This is a genomic window from Tsukamurella ocularis, from assembly GCF_965138335.1.
Taxonomy (GTDB): domain Bacteria; phylum Actinomycetota; class Actinomycetes; order Mycobacteriales; family Mycobacteriaceae; genus Tsukamurella; species Tsukamurella ocularis_A.
The window spans coordinates 191,874-202,822 of sequence record NZ_CBCSDV010000005.1 but is presented as its reverse complement, the minus strand read 5'-3'; the positions used below and the strand labels follow the sequence as shown (position 1 = coordinate 202,822).

General features: G+C 71.9%; 12 protein-coding genes. 2 read left to right on the top strand and 10 right to left on the bottom strand.

Annotation, left to right across the window (positions count from 1 at the left end; all coding sequences use genetic code 11):
* Positions 1–171 precede the first annotated feature (171 nt).
* From rfbB to ACNAYW_RS07535, 4 genes are read right to left on the bottom strand one after another with little or no spacing between them, the layout of a single operon-like run.
* A complete protein-coding gene (gene rfbB / locus ACNAYW_RS07550) occupies positions 172–1,173 on the bottom strand; it encodes a dTDP-glucose 4,6-dehydratase (protein ID WP_415849088.1) in 1,002 nt (333 codons plus the stop codon).
* A gap of 9 nt (positions 1,174–1,182) precedes the next feature.
* A complete protein-coding gene (locus ACNAYW_RS07545) occupies positions 1,183–2,022 on the bottom strand; it encodes a PaaX family transcriptional regulator C-terminal domain-containing protein (protein ID WP_415849087.1) in 840 nt (279 codons plus the stop codon).
* Positions 2,007–3,167 carry a saccharopine dehydrogenase family protein gene (locus ACNAYW_RS07540; RefSeq protein WP_415849086.1) on the bottom strand — a complete coding sequence of 387 codons (1,161 nt, stop codon included), beginning with the start codon at positions 3,165–3,167 and terminating at the stop codon, positions 2,007–2,009. The genes ACNAYW_RS07545 and ACNAYW_RS07540 overlap by 16 nt, the downstream gene beginning before the upstream one ends.
* The gene (locus ACNAYW_RS07535) at positions 3,164–4,228 is read right to left on the bottom strand and encodes an alpha/beta hydrolase family protein (RefSeq protein WP_415849085.1); all 1,065 of its coding nucleotides are present in this window, start codon (positions 4,226–4,228) and stop codon (positions 3,164–3,166) included. Before ACNAYW_RS07535 ends, ACNAYW_RS07540 begins: the two co-directional genes overlap by 4 nt.
* Before the next feature lie 65 nt (positions 4,229–4,293).
* Here ACNAYW_RS07535 and rfbA point away from each other — a divergent pair, with 65 nt between their 5' ends.
* Together rfbA and rfbC are read left to right on the top strand one after the other, a co-directional pair.
* Positions 4,294–5,163, top strand: coding sequence for a glucose-1-phosphate thymidylyltransferase RfbA (rfbA, locus tag ACNAYW_RS07530; RefSeq protein ID WP_415849084.1), 870 nt, complete (start codon positions 4,294–4,296; stop codon positions 5,161–5,163).
* Complete coding sequence (rfbC, locus tag ACNAYW_RS07525; RefSeq protein WP_415849083.1) at positions 5,160–5,732, top strand: dTDP-4-dehydrorhamnose 3,5-epimerase; 573 nt, start codon at positions 5,160–5,162, stop codon at positions 5,730–5,732. Before rfbA ends, rfbC begins: the two co-directional genes overlap by 4 nt.
* Positions 5,733–5,798: 66 nt before the next feature.
* On the opposite strand, the gene ACNAYW_RS07520 is transcribed toward rfbC, so the two are convergent.
* From ACNAYW_RS07520 to ACNAYW_RS07495, 6 genes are all read right to left on the bottom strand, one after another.
* Complete coding sequence (locus tag ACNAYW_RS07520; RefSeq protein WP_415849082.1) at positions 5,799–7,055, bottom strand: RNA polymerase sigma factor; 1,257 nt, start codon at positions 7,053–7,055, stop codon at positions 5,799–5,801.
* A gap of 33 nt (positions 7,056–7,088) precedes the next feature.
* Entirely contained in the window at positions 7,089–7,460 is a 372-nt protein-coding gene (locus ACNAYW_RS07515; RefSeq protein ID WP_415849081.1) for a YciI family protein, read from the bottom strand.
* 137 nt (positions 7,461–7,597) lie between these two features.
* Positions 7,598–8,962: a M1 family metallopeptidase gene (locus tag ACNAYW_RS07510; protein ID WP_415849103.1), complete on the bottom strand. Its 1,365-nt coding sequence runs from the start codon at positions 8,960–8,962 to the stop codon at positions 7,598–7,600.
* Between the two features lie 37 nt (positions 8,963–8,999).
* The gene (locus tag ACNAYW_RS07505) at positions 9,000–9,476 is read right to left on the bottom strand and encodes a GNAT family N-acetyltransferase (RefSeq protein WP_415849080.1); all 477 of its coding nucleotides are present in this window, start codon (positions 9,474–9,476) and stop codon (positions 9,000–9,002) included.
* Positions 9,477–9,510: 34 nt separating this feature from the next.
* Positions 9,511–9,915, bottom strand: coding sequence for a GntR family transcriptional regulator (locus ACNAYW_RS07500; protein WP_415849079.1), 405 nt, complete (start codon positions 9,913–9,915; stop codon positions 9,511–9,513).
* Positions 9,912–10,898, bottom strand: a complete 987-nt coding sequence (locus tag ACNAYW_RS07495) for a hypothetical protein (protein ID WP_415849078.1) — start codon at positions 10,896–10,898, stop codon at positions 9,912–9,914. Before ACNAYW_RS07495 ends, ACNAYW_RS07500 begins: the two co-directional genes overlap by 4 nt.
* Between the last annotated feature and the right edge of the window lie 51 nt (positions 10,899–10,949).

Sequence of the window (10,949 nt, the reverse complement as noted above, 5' to 3'; positions counted from 1 at the left end):
GGCGGCGGGGGTGCCTTCGGGCGGCATGGGTGGTCACCTCGGAATCTCTTCGGCCGCCGGCGGGTGTCCGGGCGGTCGGGTCGCTTTGATGTCGCGACAATTGAAACAGGTTTTCGTGCCGGACCTGTGCGTTCCGGACCGGTTCGGTCGAAGATCACACGATCTGCGACGTCAGGCGGTGCCCTCGCGGCGCGCGTAGGCGGCCTCGACCCCCGCCTTGGCGGGCTCCCACCACGCCCGGTTGTCCCGGTACCAGTCGACGGTGGCACGCAGGCCGGCGTCGAGGTCGGCGTGCACCGGCGCCCATCCCAGTGTGCGCCGGAGCTTGCTCGAGTCGATGGCGTACCGGAGGTCGTGCCCGGGGCGGTCGGGGACGGTGTCGAAATCGTCGGCGGGACGGCCCATGACCGCGAGCAGGGTGCGGAGCACCTCCCGGTTGGACCGCTCACCGTCGGCCCCGATCAGATAGGTCTCGCCGATCGCGCCGCGGTCGAGGATCGCCCACACGGCGTCGTTGTGGTCGTCGACGTGGATCCAGTCGCGCACGTTGGCGCCCGCGCCGTAGAGCTTCGGCCGCTCCCCCGCGAGGATGTTGGTGATCTGCCGCGGGATGAACTTCTCCACGTGTTGGTAGGGGCCGTAGTTGTTGGAGCAGTTCGAGATCGTGGCCCGCACGCCGAAGCTGCGGACCCACGCCCGCACCAAGTGGTCCGACGAGGCCTTCGACGCCGAGTACGGGCTCGACGGCCGGTACGGGGTGTCCTCGGTGAACCGCTCGGGGGTGTCCAGCGGCAGGTCGCCGAAGACCTCGTCCGTCGAGATGTGGTGCAGGCGCACGTCGTGCCGGCGGACCGCGTCGAGGAGGACCGCCGTGCCCCGGATGTTGGTGTCCAGGAAGGGCCACGGGTCGCTCAGCGAGTTGTCGTTGTGCGTGTCGGCGGCGAAGTTCACCACCGCGTCGGCGCCCGCGACCACCTCGTCGACCACCGACGGGTCCGCGATCGAGCCCTTGACGAAGTCGATCCGCCCGCGCAGGTCGTCCAGCGAGGACTCGTTCGCCGCGTAGGTCAGCGCGTCGAGCACCGTGATCCGCACGTCCGGACGGGTCGCGACGGTGCGCCGGACGAAGTTCGCGCCGATGAAGCCGGCGCCGCCGGTGACCACGATGTGCATGGGATCAGGTTAGTGGGGTTGCAAGGGCGCGTCGAACCAGCGTAGGAGTCGCAGCTGCGATCCGGCCTCCGCGCCGGCGATCGCGGACCACGCCCGCGCGGCGAGACCCCGTGCGCGCGCGCCGATCCAGTCCGGCGGCAGCAGCTCCGGAGGGAGCAGCGGATCGGGCTCGTGGGCGCGGGTGAACTCGGCCACGAGACCGATCGACAGGGCCAGCCGTTCGGCGTGCGCGGCGTCCACGGCCCGGTCGAGTGCCCGCGTCGCCAGGTCCGCGAGGCGACGGTGCCCGTCGGCCAGCTCGCCGAGGGGCCACAGGCGCGCCGCGGCGGCGGCGCCCCGCTCGCCGCCGACGTCGAGGTCGGTACAGCTCAGAGTGGTCACGTACGCCTCGGCGCCGACGGCGCGAGCGCTGGCGCGCAGTGCGTCCTCCCAGGCGTGCGGCGAGACGTACAGGCCGCCCTGCACGGGCGCGCCGCCGAGCGCGACGAGGGCGTCCCGGAGCGCGCCGCGCGCGTCTCGCTGCGCCTCCGGCACGGCGAACCCCGCGAGGTGCCACACCCCGTCCCAAGGCGCCTCGCCGCGGTCCTGCGCGTACATGAGACGGACGTGCTCCCGGTCCGGTTCGATACCGGCGCGGGTGGCGTCGGTCGCGGTGAGGACGGCGCCCCGTCCGCGCCCGGCGACGGTGAACCTGCCCTCCGCCACCAGTCGCTTGATGGCGAGGCGCACCTGCTGGTCGCCCATGCCCAGGGCCTCGGCGACCGCGTACAGCTCGCCCGCGTCGATCGTGGCGTCCTCGCGCAGCATTGCCTCGATGAGCGCGCGGGTCGAGATCAGTCCGTCAGCCATCCGGCCTCCTCCTCGACGATCACCCGCGTGTCCGGAAACGCTACCGCGAGGTCGGCGAACAACCGCGGACCGTCGAGCACGGCGTCCGGCGGGTGCACCCCGGGCCGGCGGACGCGGGGGAGCTGCGTCGTCGCGAGCGCCGCCGGGACTCCCGTGACGGCGGCCATGTCCTGCAGGAGCGGGCCGTCGGTCTCGAGGCGTGCGCAGACCCGGACGGGCCGGCCGTCGACGGTGCCGTCCGCCACGGCGAAGAACGCCGGCAGGTCGCCCGGGCCGGGGCGGGTGACCGCACCCGGCAGGGAACGCAGCACTCGCGATCGGGACGGCGGCTCGAGCAGGAGCGCCGCGTCGTCGGGCAGGAGTCGCCCCGCGTCGATGTCCCGCCGGAGCACGTCGAGGTACGCGGCGGTGGCGGGCCGGAGCATCATCAGGCAGGCGGATTCGCCCGACGGTGCCGTCGTTCGGTGCAGCGTGACCGGCTCGGGATGCCCGACGGTCCAGCCGGTCCCGCGCCGTCCGCCGGGGAGGTGCAGGGCGACGGGGCGCAGCGGCGCGCGGTGGACGATCTCGCCGCCGGAGACCTCCGCGACGGCGCCGCTGCACTGGTGCATCCAGTGCACGGCGGCCGCGCCGGCCATGGAGTCCTGCGACGCGGGGCCCGGCGTCGCGGCGTCCACCGGCCAGGCGGTGTAGACGTCGCGGACCTGCTCGAGCCGCTGCGTCGCGGCGGCGGCGAGCAGCGTGCTCAGTCCGGGGCTCGCCCCGGCTCCGACGACCGCGCAGACGCCGGCCGCGCGGGCCGCCTCGTCGAGGCCGAGGAGGTGCAGGGTGGGCTCCCAGTCGTCACAGATGTCGACGTAGTCGGTACCGGTGTCGATCGCGGCACGCAGGATCGCGGAGCCGAACCGGTAGAAGGGGCCGACGGTGGTGAGTACGGTGTCGACGTCGGCGAGTGCGGCGCGCAGGGCGGAGGCGTTGGTGACGTCGACCCGATGGGCCGTCGCGCCGGGTAGGGCCGCGGCGAGCGCTGTGGCCGCGCGCGGGTCGCGGTCGGCGACGACGAGCGCGTCGATACCGGGCAGCCCCGCCAGGGTGCGCGCGGCGCGGGCCCCCATCGCACCCGCGCCCAGGACGGCGACCCTCATCGCGCGGCCCGTTGCCGGGACGCGAAGTCGGTGAGCGCGTCGAGGTAACCGGGCGCGTAGATGTCGCGCGGTGCGAGGATCGCTCGGGCGATGACGCGGGGATCGTCCGGGCGGTACTCGATGTCGTCGCGGGTGAGGCTGTGCGTGGCGCCGTGGAAGGTCCGCTCGGTGAGCAGCCCGGGGCGCACGTGGGCCGCGTAGACCCGCGCGGTCTCGGCGGTGTCGACGTTGCGGTCGGCGTCGCCCAGGAGGAGCAGGGTGGGGACCGTGATCCGCCCGAGGTCGGGCGTGACGTCGGCGCGGAAGTTGCGCAGGACGAAGCCGTAGCGCTCCTCCGTCATCGGCTTCTCGTCCACCTTCGCCGCGAGGTACTCCCGGTAGGTGGCGCCGCGTTCGAGCAGCGCGACGTTCGCGGCGCGCCGGGCGAACGCACGCCGCTTCTCCTCGTCGGAGGCGTCGCGCAGGTCCGAGCGGAGGTTGTACTCGCCCTGCCGCAGCCAGTTCACCGCGGCGCCGACGAGCACGAGGAAGCGGAGATCCGGGCGGCGCGCCGCCAGGGGCGGCAGGACCCAGCCGCCCTGGCTGACGCCCCAGGCGCCCATACGGCCGGCGTCGATCTCGGGCCGGGTCCGTGCCCAGTCGAGGGCCGCGGCGACCTCGGCGCCGCGGTCGGCGAGCGACTGGTCGAGCCACTGCCCCGGCGAGCCCGCGACGCCGGCCTTGTTCCACGACAGGGTGGCGTACCCGGCGCGGGAGAAGGCCTCCCAGATCGGTCGATACGCGTCGTCGCGCGACGCGTTCGCGGGCCCGTCGCCGTGCACGAACACGACGAGGCCGTGCCTGCCGGAACCTCCCTTCGGGGTGGTGAGTACGCCGTCGAGGTGGCCGCCGGTGTGCGCGTCCGGTGCGGTTCCGCCCGCGGCGAGGGCGTCGGTGACGGGGACGGTCACCCGCTGATCGTCGAAGGCGAAGGTGTTCGCCACCGCGATCCGGACGCCCAGGGGCACGACGAGGGCGGCGACGAGAGCGACGGCCGCGACGGCCCAAGTCTTCTTTGTCATGAAACGATCATAGCCAAGACGATCGTTTAATGAAAGATAGATTTGAAATCCGATAGAGTCGCAGCATGCGAGGGATCATCCTGGCCGGCGGCACGGGCAGCAGACTCCACCCGATCACCGTCGGCGTCAGTAAGCAGCTGCTCCCCGTCTACGACAAGCCGATGATCTACTACCCGCTCTCGACGCTCATGCTCGCGGGCATCCGCGAAGTACTGGTGGTGACCACGCCGGCCGACGCCGAGCAGTTCCGGCGGCTGCTCGGCGACGGTTCGCAGTTCGGCCTGCGGATCGAGTACGTGGTGCAGCCCCGCCCGGAGGGGCTGGCGCAGGCCTTCGTCCTCGGCGCGGACTTCATCGGCGACCAGACGGTCTCGCTGATCCTGGGCGACAACATCTTCTACGGTCCGGGGCTCGGCACGCAGTTGCGCCGGTTCGACGGGGTCGACGGCGGCGCGGTCTTCGCCTACCGGGTCGCGGATCCCCGCGCGTACGGCGTCATCGAGTTCGACGACGCCGGGCGCGCCGTGGGCTTCGAGGAGAAGCCGGAGCGTCCCCGGTCGCCGTACGCGGTGCCCGGCCTGTACTTCTACGACCCGTCGGTGGTCGAGGTCGCGCGGAACCTGCGGCCCTCGCCGCGTGGCGAACTCGAGATCACCGACGTCAACCGGCACTACCTCCGTGAGGGACGGCTGACCGTCGAGGTGCTGCCGCGCGGCACCGCCTGGCTCGACACCGGCACCTTCGACGCCCTCGCCGACGCCACCGGGTACGTGCGCGCGGTGGAGCAGCGGCAGGGCACCAAGATCGGGGCGCCCGAGGAGGTGGCGTGGCGGTGCGGCTTCATCGACGACGCGCAGCTGCGCGAGCACGCCGACCGCCTGGCCAAGTCCGGCTACGGCACCTACCTGCACGGACTGCTCGAGGAGGCCCGGTGAACGTCGCCCCGCTGCCCATCGCCGGCGCGTTCGTCCTGGATCCGCGGGTCTTCCCCGACGAGCGCGGAGAGTTCTTCGAGCTGTTCAAATCCTCGGCCTTCCGCGCGGCCACCGGGCACGAGCTGTCCGTCGCGCAGACCAACGTCTCGGTGAGCCGCCGCGGCGCGATCCGCGGAATCCACTACGCGGATGTGCCCCCGGGGCAGGCGAAGCTGGTGGCGTGCCTGCACGGCGCGGTGCTCGACGTGATCGTGGATCTGCGAGTCGGCTCGCCGACGTTCGGCGCGGTGGAGACGGTCCGCCTGGACAGCGCGACGCGACGCACCGTCTACCTCGCGGAGGGCCTGGGGCACGGCTTCTGCGCGCTGACCGACGATGCCGTCGTGGCCTATCACGTCTCGTCCGAGTACAACCCGTCCGCCGAGCACGGCGTGGACCCGCTGGACCCGGAGCTGAACATCGCGTGGCCCGACGAGGTGCCGCCGATCCTGTCGGAGAAGGACACGGGCGCACCGTCGCTGGCGGCGGCGCTCGCCGCGGGCGCTCTACCTGTGTGGCGCGAGCCGTGAAAGACCGACACGCCTGACCTTCGCGGCCGCACTTCCGGCGGGTCTCGGACGATCGGTGTCGGTTCTTCAATCCGCGCGGTTCTCGGCGGCCCGGCCCTGTAACAGGGTGCGCTCCGCGGCGTTGCGGGTGCGGCGCGCGGCCTCGTCGAACTGCTCCGCGGCCTCGGCGTGCCGCCCCGCACGCTGCAACAGGTCGCCGCGGAAGCTCGGCACGAGGGGCGCATCGCCGAGTGCACCCGGATCGACGGCGTCGAGCACCGTCAGGCCCGCCTCCGATCCGAACGCCCGGCCGTGCGCCACAGCGCGATTGACCTCCACGACCGGGCCGGGTGCGGCCTGGGCCAGCGCGTCGTACAGGCGCGCGATACGGGTCCAGTCGGTGCCGGCGGGCGTCGCTGCGCGGGCGTGCTGCGCGGCGATCGCGGCCTGCAGGTAGTAGCGGCCCACCGGGATCCCGCGGGCGGCGAGTTCCTCCGCCCGGCGGAGTGCCGCCAGGCCCCGTCGGATGAGGAGCCGGTCCCAGCGGTCCCGGTCCTGATCGTCGAGGAGGACGGGCGCGCCCTCGGCGTCGGTGCGGGCATCGATGCGGGAGCCTTGCAGCTCGACGAGCGCCTGCAGGCCGTGGGTCTCGGGCTCATCGGGTGCGAGCTCGGCGAGCATGCGGGCCAGCCGGATTCCCTCGCGGGCGAGGTCCGGCCGCATCCAGTCGTCGCCGGCGGCGGCGGAGTAGCCCTCGGTGAAGATCAGGTAGATCACCGCCATCACGTCGTCGAGGCGGCGCGTGCGGTCCTCGCCGACCGGCAGCTCGAACTCGGCGCGGGCGGTCGTGAGCGTCTTCTTCGCGCGCGAGACGCGTTGGCCCATGGTCTTCTCCGGGACCAGGAAGCCGCGAGCGGCGGTGGTGAGCCCGCCGACCACCCGCAGGGTGAGGGCCGCCCGGGACTCGGGGGTGAGCGCCGGGTGACAGGACAGGAAGATCAGGCGCAGTGCGTCGTCCTCGATGAAGTCGACCTGCGCGTCGAGGTCGGGCATACCGTCGTCCTCCCGCAGGCCGCGACCGATCTCCTCGGTCTTGCGGCGCAGGTTCTCGGCGCGGCGGATCGAATCGACGCCGCGGCGCTTCGCGGTGGTCATCAGCCACGCGGCCGGATTGTGGGGGACACCCGTCTGCGGCCACTGCTCCAGCGCGGCGACCAGCGCGTCCTGCGCGAGGTCCTCCGCGAGCTGGATGTTGCGGGTCATGCGGGTGAGCGCGCCGACGAGGCGCGTGGATTCCGCCCGCCAGGTGGCGGTGATCGCTTCGGCGGTGGTCCCGGCTGGCACTCGACCAGCGTAGGCGGGACCACCGCCCACGCGTCAGTCGTCCGCCGGGGCGGGCGGCTCGTCGGCGATCTGGCGGAGCGTGGAGACCATGTTCAGCTCGGGCCAGTGGGTGGCGTGCAGCTGCGCGAACTCCTCCGACGCGGCGATCGCCTCCTCGACGGTGTCGTACTGCAGCAGCGACCAGCCGCCGACGATCTCCTTCGATTCGGCGTAGGGGCCGTCGACCCGCGTGATCTCGCCCTTGCGGACGACGAAGTTGACGGCGTCCTCCGTGCCGTACAAGCCGCCGCCGTCGAGGAAGTGGCCCTTGGCGGCCTGCTCGCCGATGTAGACGTCCATCGCGTCGAAGAGTGCCTTGGGCGGCGTGCCGACCTCGGGGCCCTCCGCCATCCGTACGAATCCCATGAAACGAGGCATATCGATCAGTCCTTCTTCTGTGGTGGTGAGCGTGTCTCGTATAGGCGTCGAACGGGAGGACCCCGTTTCGACATCGTCCCCACAGAAAGTTTCCGCCGACTAGCCTCCGGGTGGGCTGGATCGGGTCAGAGCGCGGTGAGCACCGGGAGCGGCGGCAGCATCGTCTCGTAGAGCCAGGTGCGCCACAGGTCGCGCAGTGGTTCCGGGCTGTGCTTGGCGACGAGCGAGACGAAGTCCTCGGTCGTGACCGACTGGTGCACGTACTCGGAGGTCCACTCGTGGAGCACCGCGAAGAATACCGGGTCGCCGAGCGCGGCCCGCAGGGCGTGGACCGTCAGCGCGCCGCGCTTGTAGACCCGGTCGTCGAACATGAGATCCGGGCCCGGATCGCCGACCACGATGTCGGTCGGCGAGGCCGCGAGCTTCGCGTAGTAGCGCGCCGCCATCTGCTGCGTAGTGGCCTGGCCGCACTCCTGTGCCCACATCCACTCGGAGTAGCAGGCGAAGCCCTCGTGCAGCCAGATGTCCTTCCACCGGGTCAACGTCAGGGAGTTGCCGAACCACTGGTGGGCCAGTTCGTGCGCGACGAGGCGTTCGGCGTCCCGCGTACCGTCGCAGTGGTTGGCCCCGAAGATCGAGACGGTCTGCGCCTCGACCGGGATCTCCAGAGTGTCGTCGGTGACGACGACGGTGTACTCGGGGAACGGGTACGGGCCGAACCAGCGGGTGAAGGCCCGCATGATGCGTTCCTGGTTGCCGAAGCTGCGCTGGAAGTCGGAGGTCAGGCGCGCGGGGACGGCGGCCCGGATGGGCACCGGCTTCTCCGCGACCTTGAGGAGGTCGTAGCTGCCGATCTGGATGGTGGCGAGGTACGACGCCATCGGCGCGGCCTGTTCGTAGACCCACGTGGTGTGCGCCGCCGAGACCTTGCGGGAGACGAGCCTGCCGTTGGAGACCACACGGTACGGCGAATCGGTGGTGATCGCGATGCGGTACGAGGCCTTGGACGCGGGGTGGTCGTCGCAGGGGAACCACGACGGTGCGCCGCTCGGCTGCGAGGCGACGATGACGCCCTCAGACAGCTCCTCCCAGCCGACCTCGCCCCAGGTCGAGCGGATCGGCTTCGGCGTGCCCGCGTACCGGATGGAGATCGTCATGGCCGCTCCGGCCGGCACCTCGTTGGCGAGGGTGAGCTCCAGCTTCCCTCCGCGCTGGGAGTAGCGCTGCGGGCGACGGCCGTTGACCGTGATCTTGGCGGCGGTCAGGGCATCCGAGAGGTCGATCGCGAACCGCTTGAGCGGCTCGTTCGCCGTCGCCGTGATCTCGGCCCTGCCGTCGAGGCGGTTGCTCTCGACCTTGTACGTCAGCTCGAGGTCGTACCGCGAGACCCGGTAGCCGGGGTTGCCGTGGCCGGGGATGTAAGGGTCCACCGCGCGGGCGTGCTGCGGATTCGGGGCTGCGACGAGTTTCGGCCTGGCCGACTTGCGCACCACGGATCCACTTCCTTCTCGCTCGGGGGTCGGGGGTTCACCTTACCGGCTTGCGCAGCGTCACTGTCGCTATGCCGCCGTGCGGCGCGGGCTCGGGATCGGAGACGACGTAGCCGGCGCGCTGGTACGTCCGGATGTTGCGTTCGCTACCGGCCCCGGTGAACATGATGAACTCCTCGGTGCCCTGCGGGGCGAGGGACTCCATCAGGGCGATGAGCTCGCTGCCGAGGCCACGGCCCGCGAGGTCCGGCGCCACCATCACGCGCCCGATGTGCCACCGGTGGTCCGGCTCTGCGCGGCCGCGGACCGCGCCGATCAGCCGGCCGTCGAGCCGCATGACGAAGGTCGCCCACTGCGATGCCCACAGCAGGATGTCGTCGTGGGTCTCGGTGAGCGGTGGGACCGCGAGGCTGTCGTTCGCGATCGCCTCCTGCACCCAGCAGCACCGCTGCAGGACGAGCAGTTCCGCCACGTCGCTCGGCTGGAACGGGGTGATCTCGAGCCCGTCGCTCACGGGTGACCTTTCGTCGGGGGTGTCGGTGCCCACCCTAGTGGGCGTCGTCGTCGTTCTGGGCGCGGAGCGCGGCCATGACCGCGTCGAGGACGGCCTGCGGCGGGGCGTCGAGCCGGCGGGCCGCCGCGGCGTACCGCTGCGCGGCTTCCCGCAGCGCGTCGGCGTCGAAGGCGGGGGCCGCGTCGGCCGGGGGCAGTGCGATCACGCGGGTGCCGCCGCCGCGCCGACTCTCGATGAGGCCCGTCGCCTCGAGTTCGCGATAGGCGTGCGCCGCGGTGCCGACCGCGATACCCAGGTCGCGCGCGAGTTGGCGCAGCGGCGGCAGCTTCGCCCCGACCGGGAGCGCGCCCGAGGCGATGTGCCCGGTGATCTGCCGTCGGATCTGTTCGAACGCCGGGGTGGGGTCCGCCTCGTCGACGCCGATGCGGGGAGCCGTCACGGGGTGGCGGTCTCGTCGTCGGAGTCGTTCGGCGCGGCGGTGATCGGGTCGACGGCCGTGGCCGCGGCGAGGGCGCGCGGCATCGGCGGGCGGGCGAAGACCACCAGCGCGACGACGATGCCGAGCATCAGTAGGGCGCTGATACCGTCGGTGATGTAGGCGGGGGTGGTCGAGGCGAGCCACGTGGGCCATCCGTCGATCGGCTCGCCGCTGGCGCGCACGTGATCGAGGTAGGCCATCGCCGCGTTCCGGGGTATCTCGAGGCCGTCGATGATGACGTACGTCGCCGGGATGTAGAGCAGGCACAGGGCACGGACCGAGGTGCCGCTGCGCCCCCAGCTGTCGCTGCCGGTGAGCGGATCGATATCGGGCCGACGGGTGGCGGCGAGGATCACCCAGAGAGTGAGGGCCGCTGCAATGAGGAAGGTGCCGTAGGAGATCCACAGGTCCGATGGATCCACCGAGTAGTCCCGCGCGGGAGGGTTACTCGCACTGCGCAGCGTGCGATCGACGCCGAGCGGCGAGATCAGGATCAACGGGGTGAGCGCGGCGATCGTGAAGACGGCACCGAACGCGATCAGGAGCCAGCGGGGGAAAAGCTGGCGGACGCCGCGCGGCGCGAGGGTCGCGACCCGGGGTCCTGACGGGCGGGTCGTCTTCTCCGTGAGCAGCATCGCCAACAGGGGGAACAGGAAGATGCCCGGCCACCAGAGCAGGCCGAGGAGCAGGCTCACTGGCCGGTACGTGGGGGAGGGGTTCGTCGGATCGAGAACCTGGGCGATGATCCCGTAGATCACTCCCACGACCGCGGCCGCGACGGGAACGAGGAAGGCGACCTTCAACCTGGCGCGCATCGTCGACCGGTAGGCGCGGTAGCTCTCCGACTGCGGCGCAGAGTCATCCGGTGTCAACGTGCGCGTGATGACGTAGGTGATGGTCACGATCGTCGCGACGGCCGTGAGAGCGATGAACGGAATCAGCATCCGAACTCCTTGTGTCAGTGGATTGGCACAAGATTAGAGTGACTCCGCCAC